Source organism: Pseudomonas sp. Pme6b (assembly GCF_058129925.1).
The window spans coordinates 4,652,981-4,674,985 of sequence record NZ_CM176704.1 but is presented as its reverse complement, the minus strand read 5'-3'; the positions used below and the strand labels follow the sequence as shown (position 1 = coordinate 4,674,985).

Annotated in this window: 20 protein-coding genes and 1 pseudogene; 16 read left to right on the top strand and 5 right to left on the bottom strand. The window is 58.0% G+C overall.

The genetic code is table 11. From position 1 onward, the window contains the following. The first annotated feature begins 167 nt into the window (after positions 1–167). Positions 168–4,064 carry a phosphoribosylformylglycinamidine synthase gene (purL, locus tag AC4ANE_RS21190; RefSeq protein ID WP_460408507.1) on the top strand — a complete coding sequence of 1,299 codons (3,897 nt, stop codon included), beginning with the start codon at positions 168–170 and terminating at the stop codon, positions 4,062–4,064. A gap of 5 nt (positions 4,065–4,069) precedes the next feature. Continuing rightward, positions 4,070–4,381, top strand: coding sequence for a YqfO family protein (locus AC4ANE_RS21185; protein WP_002552510.1), 312 nt, complete (start codon positions 4,070–4,072; stop codon positions 4,379–4,381). 147 nt (positions 4,382–4,528) lie between these two features. On the opposite strand, the pseudogene AC4ANE_RS21180 reads toward AC4ANE_RS21185, so the two are convergent. After that, positions 4,529–4,951, bottom strand: a pseudogene (locus AC4ANE_RS21180) (L,D-transpeptidase family protein); the annotation flags it as partial. A gap of 204 nt (positions 4,952–5,155) precedes the next feature. Beyond that, positions 5,156–5,707: an NUDIX hydrolase gene (locus AC4ANE_RS21175; protein WP_002552512.1), complete on the bottom strand. Its 552-nt coding sequence runs from the start codon at positions 5,705–5,707 to the stop codon at positions 5,156–5,158. A 150-nt stretch (positions 5,708–5,857) separates the two neighbouring features. On the opposite strand from AC4ANE_RS21175, the gene AC4ANE_RS21170 reads away from it, so the two are divergent. The 5 genes from AC4ANE_RS21170 (at position 5,858) to purT (ending at position 9,846) form a co-directional block, all read left to right on the top strand. Further along, the gene (locus tag AC4ANE_RS21170; protein WP_031596212.1) at positions 5,858–6,454 is read left to right on the top strand and encodes a CoA pyrophosphatase; all 597 of its coding nucleotides are present in this window, start codon (positions 5,858–5,860) and stop codon (positions 6,452–6,454) included. 91 nt (positions 6,455–6,545) lie between these two features. Beyond that, positions 6,546–7,070, top strand: coding sequence for a gamma carbonic anhydrase family protein (locus AC4ANE_RS21165; protein ID WP_002552513.1), 525 nt, complete (start codon positions 6,546–6,548; stop codon positions 7,068–7,070). Continuing rightward, the gene (locus tag AC4ANE_RS21160; RefSeq protein WP_002552514.1) at positions 7,070–7,288 is read left to right on the top strand and encodes a DUF1289 domain-containing protein; all 219 of its coding nucleotides are present in this window, start codon (positions 7,070–7,072) and stop codon (positions 7,286–7,288) included. Before AC4ANE_RS21165 ends, AC4ANE_RS21160 begins: the two co-directional genes overlap by 1 nt. Before the next feature lie 805 nt (positions 7,289–8,093). Beyond that, positions 8,094–8,561, top strand: a complete 468-nt coding sequence (locus AC4ANE_RS21155; RefSeq protein WP_002552515.1) for a hypothetical protein — start codon at positions 8,094–8,096, stop codon at positions 8,559–8,561. A 103-nt stretch (positions 8,562–8,664) separates the two neighbouring features. Further along, positions 8,665–9,846 carry a formate-dependent phosphoribosylglycinamide formyltransferase gene (purT, locus tag AC4ANE_RS21150; protein WP_002552516.1) on the top strand — a complete coding sequence of 394 codons (1,182 nt, stop codon included), beginning with the start codon at positions 8,665–8,667 and terminating at the stop codon, positions 9,844–9,846. Between the two features lie 56 nt (positions 9,847–9,902). Here purT and AC4ANE_RS21145 read toward each other — a convergent pair whose 3' ends face one another. The 3 genes from AC4ANE_RS21145 to AC4ANE_RS21135 all read right to left on the bottom strand — a co-directional run bounded on the left by AC4ANE_RS21145 (position 9,903) and on the right by AC4ANE_RS21135 (position 13,435). Continuing rightward, complete coding sequence (locus tag AC4ANE_RS21145) at positions 9,903–11,213, bottom strand: MFS transporter (RefSeq protein WP_002552517.1); 1,311 nt, start codon at positions 11,211–11,213, stop codon at positions 9,903–9,905. A 149-nt stretch (positions 11,214–11,362) separates the two neighbouring features. Beyond that, on the bottom strand, positions 11,363–12,610 hold the full coding sequence (locus AC4ANE_RS21140) for a CNNM domain-containing protein (RefSeq protein ID WP_002552518.1): 1,248 nt from the start codon (positions 12,608–12,610) through the stop codon (positions 11,363–11,365). 12 nt (positions 12,611–12,622) lie between these two features. Beyond that, complete coding sequence (locus AC4ANE_RS21135; RefSeq protein ID WP_002552519.1) at positions 12,623–13,435, bottom strand: cytochrome C assembly family protein; 813 nt, start codon at positions 13,433–13,435, stop codon at positions 12,623–12,625. Between the two features lie 213 nt (positions 13,436–13,648). Between AC4ANE_RS21135 and ffh the strand changes: the two genes are divergently transcribed. The 9 genes from ffh (at position 13,649) to AC4ANE_RS21090 (ending at position 21,909) form a co-directional block, all read left to right on the top strand. Next, positions 13,649–15,025 (top strand): signal recognition particle protein, encoded by a 1,377-nt coding sequence (gene ffh / locus AC4ANE_RS21130; protein ID WP_002552520.1) that lies wholly within the window; start codon positions 13,649–13,651, stop codon positions 15,023–15,025. A gap of 247 nt (positions 15,026–15,272) precedes the next feature. Continuing rightward, positions 15,273–15,530 carry a 30S ribosomal protein S16 gene (gene rpsP, locus AC4ANE_RS21125; protein WP_002552521.1) on the top strand — a complete coding sequence of 86 codons (258 nt, stop codon included), beginning with the start codon at positions 15,273–15,275 and terminating at the stop codon, positions 15,528–15,530. 5 nt (positions 15,531–15,535) lie between these two features. Beyond that, positions 15,536–16,075, top strand: a complete 540-nt coding sequence (gene rimM / locus AC4ANE_RS21120; RefSeq protein WP_002552522.1) for a ribosome maturation factor RimM — start codon at positions 15,536–15,538, stop codon at positions 16,073–16,075. A gap of 5 nt (positions 16,076–16,080) precedes the next feature. Further along, positions 16,081–16,833, top strand: a complete 753-nt coding sequence (gene trmD, locus AC4ANE_RS21115; protein WP_002552523.1) for a tRNA (guanosine(37)-N1)-methyltransferase TrmD — start codon at positions 16,081–16,083, stop codon at positions 16,831–16,833. A 44-nt stretch (positions 16,834–16,877) separates the two neighbouring features. After that, positions 16,878–17,228, top strand: a complete 351-nt coding sequence (gene rplS, locus AC4ANE_RS21110; RefSeq protein ID WP_002552524.1) for a 50S ribosomal protein L19 — start codon at positions 16,878–16,880, stop codon at positions 17,226–17,228. 102 nt (positions 17,229–17,330) lie between these two features. Beyond that, a complete protein-coding gene (gene xerD / locus AC4ANE_RS21105; protein WP_002552525.1) occupies positions 17,331–18,227 on the top strand; it encodes a site-specific tyrosine recombinase XerD in 897 nt (298 codons plus the stop codon). Between the two features lie 547 nt (positions 18,228–18,774). After that, entirely contained in the window at positions 18,775–19,503 is a 729-nt protein-coding gene (locus AC4ANE_RS21100; protein ID WP_031596216.1) for a hypothetical protein, read from the top strand. A 215-nt stretch (positions 19,504–19,718) separates the two neighbouring features. Further along, positions 19,719–20,459: a bifunctional protein-disulfide isomerase/oxidoreductase DsbC gene (gene dsbC / locus AC4ANE_RS21095; protein ID WP_002552526.1), complete on the top strand. Its 741-nt coding sequence runs from the start codon at positions 19,719–19,721 to the stop codon at positions 20,457–20,459. A gap of 145 nt (positions 20,460–20,604) precedes the next feature. After that, positions 20,605–21,909, top strand: a complete 1,305-nt coding sequence (locus tag AC4ANE_RS21090; RefSeq protein ID WP_031596217.1) for a homoserine dehydrogenase — start codon at positions 20,605–20,607, stop codon at positions 21,907–21,909. Positions 21,910–22,005 lie beyond the last annotated feature (96 nt).

Here is a 22,005-nt window from a genome sequence, read left to right as displayed (position 1 = left end):
AAGCCTGCGTCTGATAGGCGAGGGGGTTTTACAGGCATTTTCAGACTTTTTTTGCGTGGAGCGACATTCGGGCGCACCCGATGCCGCCGTTTTGGGTGATCAAAGGCCCGCTTTAGGCTAGAATGTGCGGCCTCAAAGCACACCCCCTTCTCGAGGCTGTCCCGAAGATGTTGATCCTGCGCGGTGCTCCTGCCCTTTCTGCCTTCCGCCACAGCAAATTACTAGAACAACTGAAACAAAAAGTTTCAGCTGTCAGTGGCTTGTACGCCGAATTCGCCCACTTCGCGGACGTCAACGACGTTCTTACCAGCGAAGAACAGCAGGTTCTCGACCGTCTCCTGAAATACGGCCCCAGCGTGCCGGTTCAAGAGCCGAGCGGCCGTCTGTTTCTGGTGTTGCCGCGTCTTGGCACCATTTCACCTTGGTCGAGCAAGGCCAGCGACATCGCCCGAAATTGCGGCCTGACGAAAATCCAGCGCATCGAGCGCGGGATTGCCTTCTATGTAGAAGGTCAGTTCAGTGAGGCCCAGGCTCAGGCAATCGCCGACAGCCTGCACGACCGCATGACGCAACTGGTGTTGGGCGATCACGAGCAGGCCGCTAGCCTGTTCAGCCACGCCCAGCCCAAACCGCTGACCGCGGTGGACATTCTGGGTGGCGGTCGCGCGGCGCTGGAAAAAGCCAACGTCGAACTGGGCCTGGCCCTCGCTGAAGATGAAATCGATTACCTGATCACCAGCTTCAACGGTCTCGGGCGCAACCCGCACGACATCGAGCTGATGATGTTTGCCCAGGCAAACTCCGAGCACTGCCGTCACAAGATTTTCAACGCCAGTTGGGATATCGACGGCCAGAGCCAGGAAAAAAGCCTGTTCGGCATGATCAAGAACACCTATCAGATGCACAGCGAAGGCGTGCTGTCCGCCTACAAGGACAACGCTTCGGTGATCGTCGGCAACGTTGCCGGCCGCTTCTTCCCGGACCCGGAAACCCGCCAGTACGGCGCGGTGCAGGAGCCGGTGCATATTCTGATGAAGGTCGAAACTCACAATCACCCGACTGCCATTGCGCCGTTTCCTGGCGCAGCGACCGGTTCCGGCGGCGAGATTCGCGACGAAGGTGCAACCGGTCGCGGTGCCAAGCCCAAGGCAGGTCTGACCGGTTTCACCGTGTCCAACCTGCAGATTCCCGGTTTCGTGCAACCTTGGGAAGTGCCGTACGGCAAGCCCGAGCGCATCGTCACTGCGCTGGACATCATGATCGAAGGCCCGCTGGGCGGCGCGGCGTTCAACAACGAGTTCGGCCGTCCGGCGCTGACCGGCTACTTCCGTACCTTTGAGCAGTCCATTACCACGCCGCACGGCGATGAGGTTCGTGGTTATCACAAGCCGATCATGCTGGCTGGCGGTATGGGCAACATCCGCGAAGATCACGTCCAGAAGGGCGAGATCACTGTGGGTTCCAAACTGATCGTGCTGGGTGGCCCGGCAATGCTGATCGGCCTGGGCGGCGGCGCGGCGTCTTCGATGGCGACCGGTACAAGTTCTGCCGACCTGGATTTCGCTTCGGTTCAGCGTGAAAACCCTGAGATGGAGCGTCGCTGCCAGGAAGTGATCGACCGCTGCTGGCAGCTGGGCGACCGTAACCCGATCAGCTTCATCCATGACGTCGGTGCCGGTGGTCTGTCCAACGCCTTCCCCGAACTGGTCAACGATGGCGATCGTGGTGGGCGTTTCGAACTGCGTAACGTGCCCAACGACGAGCCGGGCATGGCCCCGCTGGAAATCTGGAGCAACGAATCCCAGGAGCGTTACGTGCTGGCCGTCGGCGTCGAAGATTTCGACCGTTTCAAGGCCATCTGCGAGCGCGAGCGCTGCCCGTTTGCGGTTGTCGGCGAGGCCACCGCCGAGCCGCAATTGACCGTGACTGACAGCCATTTTGGCAACAGCCCGGTGGACATGCCGCTGGAAGTGTTGCTGGGCAAGGCGCCGCGCATGCACCGTTCGGTCGAGCGCGAAGCCGAGATCGGCGATGACTTCGACCCGAGCACGCTGGATATCGAAGAAAGCGTGCAACGCGTACTGCGTCACCCGGCAGTTGCCAGCAAAAGCTTCCTGATCACCATTGGTGACCGCAGCATTACCGGTCTGGTTGCTCGCGATCAGATGGTCGGCCCGTGGCAGGTGCCTGTGGCTGACTGCGCAGTGACCGCTACCAGCTTCGACGTCAACACCGGCGAAGCCATGGCAATGGGCGAGCGCACGCCGCTGGCTCTTCTGGATGCTCCGGCTTCGGGCCGTATGGCGATCGGCGAAACGCTGACCAACATTGCGGCCTCACGTATTGAAAAGCTGTCTGACATCAAACTGTCGGCCAACTGGATGTCGGCTGCCGGTCATCCCGGAGAAGACGCGCGTCTTTATGACACCGTGAAAGCGGTGGGCATGGAGCTGTGTCCGGAGCTGGGTATTACCATCCCGGTGGGCAAGGACTCGATGTCCATGAAAACCCGCTGGAGCGATGAAGGCACTGAGAAGAGCGTGACTTCGCCGCTGTCGCTGATCGTGACCGGCTTTGCACCAGTGGTCGACATTCGTCAGACCCTGACGCCCGAGCTGCGCATGGACAAAGGCATCACTGACCTGATCCTGATCGATCTGGGCCGTGGTCAGAACCGCATGGGCGCTTCTATTCTCGCACAGACCCACGGCAAACTGGGTCGTGTGGCACCAGACGTCGATGACGCTGAAGACCTCAAAGCCTTCTTCGCCGTGATTCAGGGCCTCAATTCAGACGGTCATATCCTCTCCTATCATGACCGTTCCGACGGTGGTCTGCTGGTCAGCACGCTGGAAATGGCCTTTGCCGGTCACTGCGGCCTGAACCTGCACCTCGACGGTGTGGCCGACAACGTTTCCGAGCTAAGCGCGATCCTCTTCAACGAAGAGCTCGGCGCGGTCATCCAGGTGCGTCAGGACGCGACTCCGCTGGTGCTGGCGCAATTCAGCGCTGCCGGTCTGGAAGATTGCGTTGCGGTGATCGGTCAGCCGATCAACAACGACGAAGTCTCGATCAGTTTCCACGGCGAGCCGGTCTTCAGCGGCCAGCGCCGCCTGCTGCAACGTCAGTGGGCCGAGACCAGCTACCAGATCCAGCGCCTTCGCGATAACGCTGAATGCGCTGATCAGGAATTCGATGCGCTGCTGGAAGAAGACAATCCGGGCCTGACCGTCAAACTGGGCTTCGACGTTAACGAAGACATCGCTGCGCCGTACATCAAGACGGGCGTCCGCCCTCAGGTTGCCGTGCTGCGCGAGCAGGGTGTCAACGGTCAGGTCGAGATGGCGGCAGCCTTTGATCGCGCAGGCTTCAATGCGATTGACGTGCACATGAGCGACATCCTTGCCGGTCGTGTCGACTTGAACGACTTCAAGGGCATGGTTGCCTGTGGCGGCTTCTCCTATGGCGACGTGCTGGGTGCCGGTGAAGGCTGGGCCAAGTCGGCACTGTTCAATAGCCGCGCCCGCGATGCGTTCCAGGGCTTCTTCGAGCGTGCCGACAGCTTCACGCTGGGTGTGTGCAACGGTTGCCAGATGCTGTCCAACCTGCACGAGCTGATTCCGGGCAGCGAGTTCTGGCCCCATTTCGTGCGTAACCGCTCCGAGCAGTTCGAAGCGCGCGTGGCAATGGTTCAGGTTCAGGAGTCGGCGTCGATCTTCCTGCAAGGCATGGCCGGTTCGCGCATGCCAATCGCTATCGCTCACGGTGAAGGTCACGCAGAGTTCCGCAATGACGACGCGCTGCTTGAGGCGGACGTGTCCGGTACTGTGGCACTGCGCTTCGTCGATAACCACGGCAAGGTCACTGAAACCTACCCGGCCAACCCGAACGGCTCGCCGCGCGGTATCGGCGGCATGACCACCCTGGACGGTCGCGTGACGATCATGATGCCGCACCCGGAACGCGTGTTCCGCGCGGTGCAGAACTCGTGGCGTCCCGAGGACTGGAACGAGGACGCTGCCTGGATGCGCATGTTCCGCAACGCGCGGGCCTGGGTTAACTAAGGCGCGTGTACAAGCTCGCCTTCTTTGTTCCGCCGAGCCATGTGGACGAGGTCAAGAGCGCTGTATTCGCTGCTGGTGCAGGGCGAATCGGCGCTTACGATCACTGTTCATGGCAAGTGCTCGGCCAGGGCCAGTTCCGCCCGCTGGATGGCAGTCAGCCATTTGTCGGGCAGAGTGGAGTGGTCGAATCAGTGGAGGAATGGAAGGTCGAGCTGGTCGTGGCTGATGATCTGATTCGGCAAGCAGTGTTGGCTCTCAAGCAGAGCCATCCCTACGAAACGCCTGCTTACGAGGTATGGCGGCTGGCAGAGTTCTGAGGCGCTGCACTGGCCTCTTCGCGAGCAAGCTAAGCGTCGCCTGGCCGCTCCCACGATGTATAACGATTGACAGCTATCGTGCGACGCTCCGCGTCGGCATGCCGCTCTGGACGCTCTACGTCCAATCCTGACTGCTCGCTGCAATGATCAAGGCCGAATCTCGATCATCGTCCCGTCTCTCACCAGATCCCATATCTCCCGCATGTCGTTGTTCTTCAGCGCGATGCATCCGTTGGTCCAGTCCAGCGTGTGGAAGTACCATTCCGGGTACTCTTCATCCACCGGCGTGCCGTGAATCATGATCATGCTGCCCGGTTTCACGCCTTCGCGACGTGCCCGTGCCGAGTCCGAAATGTTCGGGTAGGAAATGTGCATCGACAGGTTGTAGTTATTGCTGGGCTTGCGCCAGTCGAGCCAGTAGAAACCTTCTGGCGTGCGTTGGTCGCCTTCCTGCAATTTGGTGCCCTTGGGGTTCTTGCCCAGAGAAATTCGATAGGTCTTCAGCGCCTCGCCACCGCTGATCAGTTGCAACTGGCGAACCGATTTAAGCACCAGCACCTTGTCGATCGGTTTGCTGGCAATACTCTCGGTATTGATGACTTTATTGTTGATGATTTTCTGTTCGCTGCCCTTGGGCACGATGGTCTGGGTAAACGCAGCCTGCGAAAGCGGTACGAATGACATACAAAAGAAGGCGAACAACCAGCGCATTACGATTTCCCTGAAGATGCTTCTTTCTATAAAAAGCGCCGATATTGTGTGCGACCCTGACTTTCAGGTGTCCAGCAACGGACGTGACGGGGGAAGGGCGCTGGTATGAACCGGGTAAACCTGCCGACGCCGATCCGCGAAGAAGTATTCTAGGGTACGCCCGACTGTCATGAAAGCCAGGTCCGACCACGGAATGTCGGCTTCGTCGAATAACTGCACTTCAAGACTCTCGATTCCTGCCGCAAACGCCTCAGTCGCCATTTCTGCCCGATAGAACACATGCACCTGATTGATATGCGGAACGTCGATCAACGTGTACAGATGCAGCTCGGTCAGAGTGGCGCATGCTTCCTCGATGGTTTCGCGCCGGGCGGCCTGTTCGATGGTTTCGCCGTTTTCCATAAAACCTGCCGGCAGTGTCCAGAAGCCCAGGCGCGGTTCTATGGCCCTGCGGCACAGCAGGACCTTGTCGCCCAGCGTCACCAGACAGCCCGCCACGATGTTCGGATTCTGGTAATGAATGGTGTGACAATGCTCGCAGACATACCGCAATCGGCTGTCGCCTTCGGGAATACGCTGGATAACGGGGTTGCCACACTGGCTGCAAAATTTCATGGGGTCAGTCGATAGTGAACGCAGTCGCTATCTTGGCCTGTCGTGCTGCGGCTCGGCAACCCTCTGTGTGACAGGAGTTGCCTTGCGAGGGGTTGGGCGCAACCTCGCTTTGGTGCATGATGCCAGACAGGCAACAGATCGAGATTTCCCATGCTGGATGAGCTACTTCGCCGTGTAGTCAGTCATACGCCCGAAACCCTCGACTCGGATCGACGATTCCCCGAGGCGGCTGTTTTGGTGCCTGTCACCCGCAGTGAGCAACCCGAGCTGATTTTGACCTTGCGTGCCAGTGGTCTGTCGACACATGGTGGCGAAGTGGCTTTTCCGGGGGGGCGACGCGATCCAGGCGACCCGGACCTGATTTTTACTGCCCTGCGCGAGGCCGAGGAAGAAATCGGACTGCCTCCCGGGCTGGTCGAAGTAGTCGGCCCGTTAAGCCCGCTCATCTCCAAACATGGCATCAAAGTCACGCCGTATGTCGGTGTCATACCTGACTTTGTCGAATACCAGCCCAATGACGGCGAGATCGCGGCGGTGTTCAGCGTACCGCTGGAGTTCTTCCGTCAGGACACCCGTGAACACACGCACCGCATCGATTACGAAGGCCGCAGTTGGTACGTGCCCAGTTACCGTTACGGCGGGTACAAGATCTGGGGGCTTGCCGCGATCATGATCGTCGAGCTGGTCAATGTGCTGTACGACAGCAAAATCAGTCTGCATCATCCGCCTGAACGCTCGACCACCTGAACCTGAGTGGCCTGCAGCAGAAGTGCTGTCCACAGAAAGTGCTTTTCATAACAATCCGTACCCATGAGTACGACCCGCCTGAGGAGGCTGCATGAAATATCGCCTGGGGGAATCCCGTGTCCAGACCGACCCGCAGAGCTGGGTTGCTCCCAATGCAGTCCTGATCGGCAATGTCAGGCTGGAAGCCGGGGCAAGTGTGTGGTTCAACGCGGTGTTGCGTGGCGACAACGAGCTGATCCATATCGGTGAAAACAGTAACGTGCAGGATGGCACAGTAATGCACACCGACATGGGCTCGCCCCTGAGCATCGGCAAGAGCGTGACCATTGGGCATAACGCGATGTTGCATGGCTGCAGCGTTGACGATTACAGCCTGATCGGCATCAACGCGGTCATCCTCAACGGGGCGAAAATTGGTAAATACTGCATCATCGGCGCCAATTCGTTGATCGGAGAAAACAAGGTCATTCCCGACGGGTCGCTGGTCATGGGGTCGCCGGGTAAAGTGGTGCGCGAACTCACCGACGTGCAGAAGAAAATGCTGGAAGCCAGCGCCGCCCATTACGTACACAATGCCCAGCGTTACGCCCGTGACCTGGTTGTGCAGGAAGAGTGATGAGCACTGATACCCCGATTGAAAAGCCGGTCCGTTCTCCCTGCGTGAGCATTTGTGCGCTCGATGAGCAGGATATATGCACTGGTTGCCAGCGAACCGTGAGCGAGATCACCCGGTGGAGCCGGATGAGCAACGACGAGCGCCGTGTTGTGCTCGGGCTGTGCGACGAGCGCGCCAGGGCCAGCGGGTTGATGTGGACGGTGGGCGGGGCACGCTGACGTTCCCATGGCCTTACAGGAGCGAACTTGCTCGTAAAGAGGCCGGTGCAGTAGAAAAATTTGCTGCGTTTGGAATATAGCCTTCGCGAACAAGCTCGCTCCCACAGGTTATCCGTGGGCTTTGCGGGAGCGAACTTGCTCGTAAAGAGGCCGGTGCAGTAGAAGAATTTGCTGCGTTTGGAATATAGCCTTCGCGAACAAGTTCGCTCCCACAGGTTATCCGTGGGCTTTGTGGGAGCGAACTTGCTCGTAAAGAGGCCGGTACAGTAGAAGAATTTGCTGCGTTTGGAATATAGCCTTCGCGAACAAGTTCGCTCCCACAGGTTATCCGTGGGCTTTGCGGGAGCGAACTTGCTCGTCAAGAGGCCGGTGCAGTAGAAAAATTTGCTGCGTTTGGAATATAGCCTTCGCGAACAAGTTCGCTCCCACAGGTTATCCGTGGGCGTTGTGGGAGCGAACTTGCTCGTCAAGAGGCCGGTGCAGTAGAAAAATTTGCTGCGTTTGGAATATAGCCTTCGCGAACAAGTTCGCTCCCGCAGGTTATCCGTGGGCGTTGTGGGAGCGAACTTGCTCGTCAAGAGGCCGGTGCAGTAGAAAAATTTGCTGCGTTTGGAATATAGCCTTCGCGAACAAGTTCGCTCCCACAGGTTATCCGTGGTCGTTGTGGGAGCGAACTTGTTCGCGAAGAGGCCGGTGCAGTCGATGCATTATCTTCGTCAGAAATAGCGCTTTCGCCTACGCCTGGGCACGGTCCTTGCCCGCGTTTGCTATCATTGCCGCTCGCTTGCACAGGCCCAAACCCTCCATGCTTTTCCTGATCGCTTACATCGGCAGTGTCGTGCTGATCAACTTCGCCTTCTCCAGTGCGCCGCATCTGGACATCATCTGGTCTGCCTGGGGCGGGCTGGTGTTTGTGCTGCGCGATATGGTGCAGATTCGCTTTGGTCATGGCGCGATCATCGCCATGCTGGTGGCGCTGGTACTTTCGTATGTCACCAGCGATCCGACCATTGCCCTGGCCAGCGCCATTGCGTTCGCGGTCTCCGAGTGCATTGACTGGCTGGTGTTCAGTATTACCAGGCGCCCGTTGCGTGACCGGTTATGGATCAGCTCGGCACTCAGTATTCCGCTGGATACCTTTATCTTCTTCGGCATGATCGACGCCCTGACTGCACCAGTTGTGCTCACTGCACTGGCATCGAAGTTCGCCGGCGTGACCCTGGTCTGGATGATCATGGCCTGGCGAGCGCGCAACAATGCTTGTCCGGGCTGAGCGCCCATTTACCGGGGCTTCGTGGTAAATTGCGCGCCTTTCTCCACAGCGGTTGCTTGCATAAGGCAGGCAGCCCTCGATATCTGCTTCACGAGGACCTGAGATGACTCAAATCGGAACTCCACTGTCGCCCACCGCGACTCGCGTACTGTTCTGCGGCAGCGGCGAACTGGGCAAGGAAGTCGTGATCGAGCTGCAGCGCCTTGGCGTTGAAGTGATCGCTGTTGACCGTTATGAGAACGCGCCCGCGATGCAGGTTGCTCATCGCAGCCATGTGATCAACATGCTCGACGGTGCTGCGTTGCGTGCAGTCATCGAGGCCGAGAAGCCGGATTTCATCGTTCCGGAAATCGAAGCCATCGCCACCGCAACCCTGGTTGAGCTTGAGGCCGAAGGCTTCACCGTGATCCCGACCGCGCGCGCCGCGCAACTGACCATGAACCGTGAAGGCATTCGTCGTCTGGCGGCCGAAGAGCTGAAGCTGCCAACTTCGCCTTACCACTTTGCCGACACCTTCGAGGCGTACAGCAAGGCGGTCGAAGACCTCGGTTTCCCTTGCGTGGTCAAGCCAGTCATGAGTTCGTCGGGCAAAGGGCAGAGCCTGCTCAAGAGCGCTGATGACGTGCAGAAAGCCTGGGATTACGCGCAGGAAGGCGGTCGCGCTGGCAAGGGCCGCGTCATTGTCGAAGGTTTCATCGACTTCGATTACGAAATCACCCTGCTGACCGTGCGTCACATCGGTGGCACCACGTTCTGCGCGCCGGTTGGCCATCGCCAGGAGAAGGGCGACTATCAGGAATCCTGGCAGCCGCAGGCCATGAGCCCGGTAGCGTTGGCGGAGTCCGAGCGTGTTGCAAGGGCAGTGACCGAGGCATTGGGTGGTCGTGGCATGTTTGGCGTCGAGCTGTTCATCAAGGGCGATCAAGTGTGGTTCAGCGAAGTCTCGCCGCGCCCGCACGACACCGGTCTGGTCACCCTGATTTCTCAGGACCTGTCGCAGTTTGCCCTGCACGCTCGCGCGATTCTCGGCCTGCCGATCCCGTTGATCCGCCAGTTCGGGCCATCTGCTTCCGCAGTGATTCTGGTCGAAGGCCAGTCCACTCAGACCGCTTTCGCTAACCTCGGCGCGGCGCTGGCCGAGCCTGACACCGCGTTGCGCCTGTTCGGCAAACCGGAAGTCAACGGTCAACGCCGCATGGGCGTTGCCCTGGCTCGCGATGAGTCCATCGAAGCCGCGCGGGCCAAAGCGACCCGAGCATCGCAAGCGGTAGACGTAAAGTTGTAAGGGTGCAGCTGCAAGCTACAAGCAGGAGTGTGGTACTCTTGCTTGCAGCTTGAGGCTTATAGCTCCCTATCCCGAGTTTCCTTCAGGCTCAACACCGCCAGCACGCTTATCAGCGCAGCTGCAGATACATACCCGCCCACCCAGCTCAAGCCGCCCATCGCCACCAGTTTCTGAGCGAAGAAGGGGGCAACCGACGCGCCGACGATTCCGCCCAGGTTGTACGCCGCCGATGCGCCTGTGTAGCGAACCTGTGTCGGGAACAGCTCTGGCAGCAGTGCGCCCATGGGGGCAAACGTAATGCCCATCAGAAACAGCTCGATGCACAGAAACAACGCCACAGCCCAGGTGCTGCCGTGGGTTAACAGTGGTTCCATGGTGAAACCTGACAGAATCGCCAGCACACCGCCAACAATCAGTACCGGCTTGCGCCCGAAGCGGTCGCTTGCCAGTGCCGCCAATGGGGTGGCAGCCGCCATGAACAGCACCGCAAAGCACAGCAGCCCCAGAAACGTTTCACGGGTATAGCCCAGCGTGGCCACACCGTAACTCAATGAAAACACCGTCGAGATATAAAACAGCGCATAACAGACGACCATCGACGCTGCACCAAGCAGCATGGGCCTCCAGTGCTGGCTGAAGGTTTCCACGATCGGCAGGCTGACGCGTTGGTGATGGGCCATGGCCTTGGCGAAGATCGGAGTTTCTTCCAGCTTCAGGCGCACATACAGCCCGACCATGACCAGCACGGCGCTGAGCAGAAACGGGATTCGCCAGCCCCACGCGCGAAACTGCTCGTCGCTCAGGGTCATGGCCAGTGCCAGAAACAGGCCATTGGCGGCCAGAAAACCGATTGAAGGTCCCAACTGTGGAAACATGCCGAACCAGGCGCGTTTGCCTTTCGGGGCGTTCTCGGTCGCCAGAAGCGCAGCGCCACCCCATTCCCCGCCCAGGCCAAGCCCCTGACCGAAGCGCAGTACACATAGCAGAATCGGTGCCCACGCGCCGATAGTCGCGTAACCGGGCAATACGCCGATCAGCGTGGTGCAGATACCCATCAGCAGCAGAGACGCCACCAGGGTCGATTTACGCCCGATCCGGTCGCCAAAATGACCGAACAGCGCCGACCCGAGCGGGCGTGCGAGAAAGGCGATACCGAAGGTCAGAAATGACGACAGCATCTGTGCCGTACCTGAGGTCTGCGGGAAAAACACCGGACCTATCACCAGCGCGGCGGCAGTGGCGTAAACGTAAAAGTCGTAGAACTCGATAGCTGTGCCGATGAAGCTGGCTGTGGCGACGCGGGTTGCCGAATTCACCGGATTTACGGACTCGGTATTATTTTCGCGAGAGAGCGGGGTGCTGGTCATGCGGATTCCCTGGCTGTCGACTCGCCGGGCGGCAAGGACCGTGCTCCGGCTAGCATTCATTATTGTGATTGTGGGTAAAGCGTCGAGCAGAGTAACCCGAATGGGTCGAGAGACAAGGGTATCGCCGGGATCTATTTGAAGGCAGAAATCTATTTGAAGGTGCGAACGAGGGTGTTCTGCCACATAGCCACGCGCTTGACGCGATTGTCTTCGGTCTCGAGAATTTCCAGCCGGTAAGGCCCTATTTTCAGGCAGACCGGAGCCTCTGGAATGGTTTCCAGTGCTTCGGTAACCAACCCGTTAACGGTTTTCGGACCATCCGAAGGCAGGTGCCAGCCAAGGCTTTTATTGAGTTCGCGAATGGATGCAGCACCCTCTACCTCAAGGCGTCCGTCTTCCTGTTGCTTGACGTGGGGATTGTCCAGCCGCTGCTCGCTTTCGAATTCGCCGACGATTTCTTCAAGAATGTCTTCAAGGGTGACGATACCCAGCACTTCCCCGTACTCATCAACCACCACGCCGAGGCGGCGCTGCTGTTTGTGGAAATTCAGCAACTGCAACTGCAACGGAGTGCTTTCCGGAACGAAATAAGGCTCGTAGCAGACTGCCAGCAACTGCTCTTTGGTCAGTGTGCCTTTGGGCAGCAGGTGGCTGATGTCGCGTGTATTGATGACGCCTTGAACCTGATTTATGTCGTTGTGATAGACCGGCAGGCGCGTGTGACGTGAAATGATCAGGCGCTCGATGATCAGCTCCATCGGATCATCAAGGTTGACGCCATCCACCTCGTTGCGCGGTATCAGGATGTCATTGACCGTTATGCTGTCCAGTGCGCGGATGCCCGACAGCACGCTGGCGCGCGGATAATGCTCGTGAACAATGTCGTGGCGGTTGGTTTTCTGCACATCGTCTTCAAAGTTCTGCTCCTGTTGCTGCACTTGGCGTGACAGAAACGGGCGCAGCAGCGTCTTGGCGAGCACGTTGAACACGTAGGCCAGCGGCCAGACGATCTTCATTGGAATGCGCAGTACGCCATTGCCCAGTAGCAGTGTCGAGACAGGGTGACGGTTCGCCAGGCGGCGCGGTATGTATTCGGCGAACACCAGCATGACGCTCACGGTACCCAGCCATGCCACGGTCGGGCCGTTGTAGAACCAGTAATTGGCAGCAATCAGTGTTGCGATTACGGTAATCAGCACTCTTATCAGCGTATTGCCCAGGATCAGGCTGTTCAGGTTGAACGCCAGCTCGGGAAGCGGCGCGGCCTTGTCCGAACGGCTGGCGGCGCGCATTGCCTTGAGTTGGTGGTGCGCGGCTTCGACTGACGTCAGCAGACCAGCCCAGAGCATAAGGAGGGCGAGAACGCCAAGCAGTGGGCCAAGGGGCAGATTATCCATGATCAGGGCCCGTCAGATGTGCAGGATGAATTCGCGTACCAGCTTGCTGCCGAAGTAGGCGAGCATCAGCAGGCAGAAGCCGCCCAGGGTCCAGCGAATGGCTTTGTGACCTCGCCATCCAAGGCGGTTGCGCCCCCACAGCAGTACGCTGAATACGACCCAGGCCAGGCAAGCCAGCAGGGTCTTGTGCACCAGATGCTGGGCAAACAGGTTTTCAACGAACAGCCAGCCGGAAATCAGCGACAGCGAAAGCAGCGTCCAGCCAGCCCAGAGGAAGCCGAACAAAAGGCTTTCCATGGTTTGCAGCGGCGGGAAGTTCTTGATCAGTCCGGAAGGGTGCTTGTGCTTGAGTCGGTAGTCCTGCAACAGCAACAGCAACGCCTGGAATACGGCAATGGTGAACATTCCGTAAGCCAGCAGCGACAGCAGTATATGGCTCAGGATGCCGGGTTCTTCCATGATCGGCTGTACGGTGCCGCTGGGGGCGAACTGAGCCAGCAGCACGGTCACCATTCCCAATGGGAACAGCAGCACCAGCAGGTTTTCCACCGGAATACGTGACGTGGCGATCAGAGTCACAACGATCACTGACGCGGCGATCAGGCTGGCCGAGTTGAAAAAGTCCAGACCCAGGCCGACGGAATGCGTCAGTTGGGAAAACAGACCGATGGCGTGTGCGATCACCGCCAGCGTACCGAGCAAGCAAAGCAGCCGCTTGTCGGGCTTGACGGCCTGGCTCAGGCGCAGGCTCTGATAGACGGTCGCAGCGGCGTACAGAACGGCGGCGGCGAGGCTGGGAAGCAGGCTGGGTGGCAAAGGGGACATAGATCCTGATGGACGGGCCTGAAAAGACGTTGAGTTTGGCATATAACCGGCAAATCACGAAAGACCACAGAAGCAGACTGCGTGGTGTCCGTGCGGCGGAGTCTTCGCTATAATCCGCGACCTGCTCAAGCCGCAGGCTCGCCGAGCGCCATTTCTGCATTACGGGCCGGGCCGCATCAACCGGGGTTCGACGAGAGCCTGAAAGGATCGCGCATGTTTGAAAACCTGACTGACCGCCTCTCGCAGACGCTGCGCCATGTTACTGGCAAGGCCAAGCTGAACGAGGACAACATCAAAGATACCTTGCGCGAAGTGCGTATGGCGTTGCTTGAAGCCGACGTCGCCTTGCCGGTGGTCAAAGACTTCGTCAACAACGTCAAGGAGCGCGCCGTCGGCACCGAGGTGTCGCGCAGCCTGACGCCAGGCCAGGCGTTCGTGAAGATCGTCCAGGCCGAACTCGAAAGCCTGATGGGCGCTGCCAACGAAGATCTGGTGCTCAATGTCACGCCGCCTGCCGTCATCCTCATGGCGGGCCTGCAGGGTGCGGGTAAAACCACCACCGCTGGCAAGCTGGCGCGCTTCCTTAAAGAGCGCAAGAAGAAAACCGTGATGGTGGTGTCGGTCGACGTCTACCGTCCTGCCGCCATCAAGCAGCTCGAAACCCTGGCCAACGACATCGGTGTGACGTTCTTCGCCTCCGATATCAGCCAGAAGCCGGTCGACATCGCCCTGGCGGCCATTAAAGAAGCCAAGCTCAAGTTCATTGACGTGGTCATCGTCGATACCGCCGGTCGTCTGCACGTCGATGTCGAGATGATGGGCGAGATTCAGGCGCTGCATGCTGCGACCAAGCCAGCTGAAACGCTGTTCGTGGTCGATGCCATGACCGGTCAGGATGCGGCCAACACCGCCAAGGCCTTCGGTGATGCACTGCCGCTGACCGGTGTGATCCTCACCAAGGTCGACGGTGATGCTCGCGGTGGTGCGGCCCTGTCGGTGCGTGCAATTACCGGCAAGCCGATCAAGTTCATCGGTATGGGCGAGAAGAGCGAGGCGCTGGAGCCGTTCCACCCAGATCGTATCGCTTCGCGAATCCTTGGCATGGGCGATGTGCTCAGCCTTATCGAGCAGGCTGAACAGACTCTCGACAAGGATAAAGCCGACAAACTGGCGAAAAAGCTCAAGAAAGGCAAAGGCTTCGATCTCGAAGACTTCCGCGATCAGCTGCAGCAGATGAAAAACATGGGCGGCCTTGGCGGCCTCATGGACAAGCTGCCAAGCATCGGCGGCGTCAATCTGGCGCAGATGGGCAATGCCCAGGGCGCGGCCGAGAAGCAGTTCAAGCAGATGGAAGCCATCATCAACTCGATGACGCCTGGCGAACGCCGTGACCCGGACCTGATCAGCGGCTCGCGCAAGCGCCGTATTGCAATGGGCTCGGGTACCCAGGTGCAGGACATCGGGCGTCTGATCAAGCAGCATAAACAGATGCAGAAGATGATGAAGAAGTTCTCCGCCAAGGGCGGAATGGCAAAAATGATGCGCGGCATGGGCGGAATGCTCCCCGGCGGCGGCATGCCAAAAATGTAATTGCGTCGCGTGCAAGCTTCTTTGCACGCGTCCCACACGGGGGGCGACCCCCGGTCAGCCCGCGTTATGCGGGCTTTTACCTGCTGTCATACCGACAGCGCCCTCGCAAATCTGGAAGGCATGCCGATAGGCGCCGGAAAAAGACATTTGCAAAAGTCGGGATATTCCTTAGAATATGCGGCCTTTCGGGCACCTATGCCCGCTGTGCATCTTAGATTTGCAGCACCGACTACAGGAACGATGTTCAATGCTAACCATCCGTCTTGCCCTTGGCGGCTCCAAAAAGCGCCCGTTTTACCACTTGACCGTAACCGACAGCCGCAACGCTCGTGACGGTTCCCACAAGGAACAGGTTGGTTTCTTCAACCCGGTTGCCCGTGGTCAGGAAATCCGTCTGTCCGTTAACGAAGAACGCGTCAACTACTGGTTGAGCGTTGGTGCACAAACTTCCGAGCGCGTTGCCCAGCTGCTCAAAGAGCACAACAAGACCAAGGCCGCGGCCTGAGTCTTATGAACGCGACGCCTGCATCTGCCGACGATCTGATCGTCATTGGCAAGATTTACTCGGTTCATGGCGTTCGCGGCGAAGTGAAGGTCTTTTCCTTTACTGATCCGATTGGAAACCTGTTGGACTACAAAACCTGGACGCTTCGGCGCGAAGGCAGCGTTGAGAAACAGGTGGAGCTGGTCAGCGGACGCTTGCAAAGCAAGTTTCTGGTCGCAAAGCTCAAAGGTCTCGATGATCGTGAAGAAGCTCGTCTTCTCTCCGGTTACGAAATCTGCGTGCCGCGTAACCTGTTCCCTGATCTGGACGATGGCGAGTACTACTGGTACCAGCTTGAAGGCCTCAAGGTCATCGACCAACTCGGGCAACTGCTCGGGAAAATCGATCACCTGCTCGAAACCGGTTCGAACGATGTAATGGTTGTAAAGCCCTGCGCGGGTAGCCTGGATGATCGTGAACGCCTGTTGCCCTATACGGAGCAATGTGTGTTGGCAATCGATATGGCTGCTGGCGAGATGAAGGTGGATTGGGACGCGGACTTCTGAATGCCATGGCCAGCCTGCGCATAGAAGTCATCAGTCTGTTTCCCGAGATGTTTTCCGCCATCAGCGAATACGGCATTACCAGCCGTGCGGTGAAACAAGGGCTGTTGCAGCTGACTTGTTGGAATCCGCGGGATTACACCACTGATCGCCATCACACTGTGGATGATCGCCCATTTGGCGGTGGTCCTGGCATGGTGATGAAGATCAAGCCCCTCGAAGATGCTCTGGTTCAGGCCAGGCAAGCGGCAGGGGATGCGGCGAAGGTTATTTACCTGTCGCCACAAGGCCGTCAGCTGAATCAGTCTGCGGTACGCGAACTGGCGCAGGAGGAAGCGATTATCCTCATCGCCGGTCGTTATGAAGGCATTGACGAGCGTTTTATTGATGCTCATGTCGATGAAGAGTGGTCGATTGGTGACTATGTTCTTTCCGGTGGCGAGCTGCCGGCTATGGTCCTGATTGACGCGGTTACGCGGCTGCTGCCTGGAGCTTTAGGGCATGTGGACTCCGCGGAGGAAGATTCCTTCACGGACGGTCTGCTGGATTGCCCGCACTACACCCGACCTGAGGTGTATGCGGATCAGCGTGTTCCCGACGTGTTGCTAAGTGGCAATCACGCGCACATCCGGCGTTGGCGTTTACAGCAGTCCCTTGGGCGGACCTATGAACGACGCGCTGATCTTCTGGAAAGCCGCTCGCTTTCTGGAGAAGAGAAGAAGCTGCTGGCGGAATACATCCGCGAGCGGGACGATAGTTAACGTATCGATGGTCGATCCATACGGATTACCTTAGGAGCACCAGCATGACTAACAAAATCATTCTTGCCCTCGAAGCAGAGCAGATGACCAAAGAGATCCCTACCTTTGCACCAGGCGACACCATCGTCGTTCAGGTTAAAGTGAAGGAAGGCGACCGCGCTCGTCTGCAAGCATTCGAAGGCGTTGTAATTGCCAAGCGTAACCGTGGCGTGAACAGCGCTTTCACTGTTCGTAAAATCTCCAACGGTGTTGGCGTTGAGCGTACTTTCCAGACTTATAGCCCGCAAATCGACAGCATGGCTGTGAAACGTCGCGGTGACGTTCGCAAGGCCAAACTGTACTACCTGCGTGACCTGTCCGGTAAAGCAGCGCGCATCAAGGAAAAACTGTCCTGATACAGTTTTTCGATGCATAAAAAAGGCAGCCTTCGGGCTGCCTTTTTGCTATCTGATGTTTGAAAATTCGTCTTCGGCGTATCACGCACATACTGAGTTGAAATGGCTGCCATCGACCACCCGCTGATTGACCGGTTTCTGGATGCGCTCTGGCTTGAAAAGGGGCTGTCCGATAACACCCGCGATTCCTACCGCAGCGACCTGGCGCTGTTCAACGGCTGGCTGCAGGAGCGCAACGTCGATCTGCCCAGTGCCGGACGCGAGGTCATCCTCGATCATCTTGCGTGGCGCGTTGAAAATGCCTACAAACCGCGCTCCACGGCGCGTTTCCTGTCCGGCGCACGTGGCTTCTACCGCTACCTGCTGCGCGAAAAGCTGATTTCCGTCGATCCCACCCTGCAGATCGACATGCCTCAGTTGGGCAAGCCATTGCCCAAGTCACTCTCCGAAGCCGACGTCGAAGCGCTGCTGGCAGCACCCGACCTGAGTGAGCCCATCGGCGAGCGTGACCGTGCCATGCTTGAAGTGCTGTATGCCTGCGGTCTGCGCGTGACCGAACTGATCAGCCTGACACTGGAACAGGTCAACCTGCGCCAGGGCGTACTGCGGGTGATGGGCAAAGGCAGCAAGGAACGGCTGGTGCCCATGGGCGAAGAGGCCATCGTCTGGGTCGAGCGCTACCTGCGCGGTGCCCGCGACGAGCTACTGGGCGGGAAACCCAGCGACGTACTGTTCCCCAGCACTCGCGGCGACCAGATGACCCGTCAGACCTTCTGGCACCGCATAAAGCATCAGGCAACGGTTGCGGGCATCGGAAAATCCCTGTCACCGCATACCCTGCGCCACGCCTTCGCCACCCATCTGCTTAATCACGGAGCTGACTTGCGTGTAGTGCAGATGTTGCTGGGGCACAGCGATCTTTCGACGACCCAGATTTATACCCATGTGGCACGGGCGCGGTTGCAGGAGATGCATGCGAAGCATCATCCGCGGGGTTAGTGGGCTGGTGGTATTGGAGCCTAAGCAAACTGAATGTCGGTTTTGCTGAAGCGTTCGCTGACAACGGGGGCTGCAAAGGCCCCCATTCCGATCTGCGCAGGAAAAATCTCTAATCCATCCTGGAAACATCCCGAGTGACGACGGCCTGTCGGCCCCGCGAGCCTTATGTGGTAGGCTTTGCCGGTTTCGCATATCAAGGCTGGCGCTCCTTTTTTCGACCGCCGCCATTCTGCCCGTCGTCATAGAAGTTTTCAGGCTTCTGCTCCAGATTTCTCCGCCGCCGCTTCATGCCGGTCGGCACCGTCAGTATGTCTGCTTTGGATGGTACAGCCCTCGGTATCATCAGTATCATCACCCGAGCGGTTGCACGGTATGCATGTGACGCGTCATCCTCGAGGTTGATGTTCTGATATCACTGGCACGGACGAGTGCGACTATTTTTAAGAGGGGTTATCTCCAATCGTTCTTGAGGCGTGCGGATAAAGTTTCTTCGGGCAGCTACTATCAGGATGGGGTTATCTGAAACTCACTATCAAGGATGATTGATATGACTGACGAAAAAAAAGGACGTTCATTTCTGGCGACGCTAGACCTCAAGGACGGTACCAAGCTGGGGTTTTCCAAACTTAATGCGAGAGGATACGAAGCGGAAGGGGTCGAGGAACTCTGTGCCAATTCATTGCTCACACAATCGATCAAGATTCGCTTTGAACCCAATGATGAGGGCTACTACGTCATGTTTTTCAAAGGGTTCGCGGCGCCGGATAAAGTTTCGTTAACGCCTGAAGATCCAATAAAGACCGTTGCGTACCTGACCGATGCGGATCCGGTCTATATGCAAGAAGAAAAGGTGTTTAAATCTGCCTCTCCGTCTGATGTTGCCTCAAATACAGACCATGCTTCAGTGTCTGTTTCAGATGACAAAACGCTGCTGCCTGAAAACCAAACAACGGCCTCTCAACCTCCAGAGCAAGAGTCGCCCATCTATTTAGCCGTTGGCGCCAGCGGCTGGGTCCATAAAACAAAAGAATCTGGAAGTGCTTACCTGGCCGGAATATCAGATTGTGGAGGCAGTAAGTTCTCGATTGACCGCACAGACGCTCAAGACGTTTATTTGAAGTCGTGGCGAAGCAAGAACTTCATGCAGACTTACAAACGTGAAGACTTTCCAAATGGCGCATGGTTCGCATGGATGACTGATTGCGATGGCACAGATGCGGTGCTGAAACTGACGATCATTGAACGCTATAACGCCGATGGTTCAGTCAGAACATAGAGCGTGAGTGAAGCGTTCGCTGACAATGGGGGCTACAAAGGTCCCCATTCCGATCTGCGCAGGAAAAATCTCTAATCCATCCTGGAAACATCCCGAGTGACGACGGCCTGTCGGCCCCGCGAGCCTTATGTGGTAGGCTTTGCCGGTTTCGCATATCAAGGCTGGCGCGCCTTTTTTCGACTGCCGCCAGTCTGCCCGTCGTTATAGGAGTTTTCATGCGTTTGCCCCAGATTTTCGCTGCCGCCGCTTTACTGCTGGCCGGCACATTCAGTATGTCTGCCCTGGCTGATGCAGCCCCCGACCAAGCCATCCGCAAGACCCTCGATTCGCTGGAATTGCAGTTGCCGGTCGAGAGTATTTCGCCGAGCCCGCTCAACGGTCTTTATGAAGTGAAGCTCAAGGGCGGTCGTGTGCTGTATGCCAGTGCCGACGGCCAGTTCGTGGTTCAGGGCTACCTGTTTCAGGTGCAGAACGGCAAGCCGGTCAACCTGACCGAGAAGACCGAACGTCTGGCCATTGCCAAGACCATCAACGCCATTCCGCTTTCTGAAATGGTGATCTACCCGGCGGTGGGCGAGACCAAATCGCACATCACGGTATTCACCGACACTACCTGCCCGTATTGCCACAAACTGCACGAAGAAGTCGGGCAGTTGAACAAAATGGGCGTTGAAGTCCGTTACATGGCATTCCCGCGCCAAGGCCTGGGTTCTCCGGGTGACGAGCAGTTGCAGGCCGTGTGGTGTTCCAAGGACCGCAAAAGCGCCATGGACCGCATGGTAGACGGCAAGGACATCAAGGCCGCCAAGTGCGACAATCCGGTGAGCAAGCAATATGAGCTGGGTCAGTCGATCGGCGTCAACGGCACCCCGGCGATTGTCCTCGCCGACGGTCAGGTGATTCCGGGCTATCAGCCTGCTGCTCAGGTTGCCAAACTGGCAATGGGCGCCAAATAACGCTTTGTCACATCAGCATGCTTCATATGAGCATGCGCTACACGAGGCCGTGTTTTTGGCGCCTCTTCACATTTGTAGCCGCATGGCAACGTGCGGCGGATTTCACGGCTGATCAAGCATCAGCTGTTTTTCGGGGAGTTCATCAGTGAAACCGGTCAAAGTAGGCATATGTGGGCTGGGTACTGTCGGTGGCGGTACTTTCAATGTACTTCAGCGTAACGCCGAGGAGATCGCCCGCCGTGCCGGGCGAGGAATCGAAGTTGCGCAAATTGCGGTTCGTACACCAAACCCCAACTACCAGATTGCCGGTACGCCTACTACCAGTGATGTGTTTGCCGTTGCGACCAACCCTGAAATCGACATCGTCGTTGAATTGATCGGTGGCTACACCATCGCCCGTGATCTGGTGCTCAAGGCCATCGAGCATGGCAAGCACGTAGTGACCGCCAACAAGGCGCTGATCGCGGTTCACGGCAACGAAATTTTCGCCAAAGCGCGTGAAAAGGGCGTAATCGTTGCTTTTGAAGCAGCTGTCGCTGGCGGCATCCCGGTCATCAAAGCCATTCGCGAAGGGCTGTCGGCAAACCGTATCAATTGGGTTGCAGGCATTATCAACGGCACTGGCAACTTCATCCTCACCGAAATGCGCGAGAAGGGCCGTACCTTCCCGGATGTTCTGGCCGAAGCCCAGGCGCTGGGTTATGCCGAGGCCGATCCGACCTTCGACGTTGAGGGTATCGATGCAGCGCACAAGCTGACCATTCTGGCCTCCATTGCCTTCGGCATCCCATTGCAGTTCGACAAGGCCTACACCGAAGGCATCACCAAACTGACCACCGCCGACGTGAACTACGCTGAAGCGCTGGGCTATCGCATCAAGCACCTGGGCGTTGCACGCAGCACGGCCCAGGGTATCGAGCTGCGCGTACACCCGACGCTGATCCCGGCCGATCGTCTTATTGCCAACGTCAACGGCGTGATGAACGCGGTGATGGTCAATGGCGATGCGTCCGGCTCGACGCTGTTCTACGGTGCCGGTGCCGGTATGGAGCCTACGGCTTCCTCGGTAGTGGCCGATCTGGTGGACGTGGTGCGGGCGATGACATCCGATCCGGAAAACCGTGTGCCGCATCTGGCCTTCCAGCCCGATTCGCTGTCCGCGCACCCGATTCTGCCGATCGAAGCCTGTGAAAGTGCCTACTACCTGCGCATCCAGGCCAAGGATCACCCGGGCGTGCTGGCCCAGGTGGCGAGTATCCTGTCCGAGCGCGGCATCAACATAGAGTCGATCATGCAAAAGGAAGTCGAGGAGCACGATGGTCTGGTGCCGATGATCCTGTTGACGCACCGTGTTGTGGAGCAGCGCATCAATGACGCCATTCAGGCCCTGGAAGCTCTTCAGGACGTGGTTGGCCCGGTGGTTCGTATTCGCGTAGAACATCTTAATTAACACCAGCTGCGAGCCGTCAGCTTCAAGCTACAAGTCAGACGCCAGTCGTTTTGAGCTTGACGCTTGAAGCTTGAGGCTTTCAGCTCAAACCAAAGG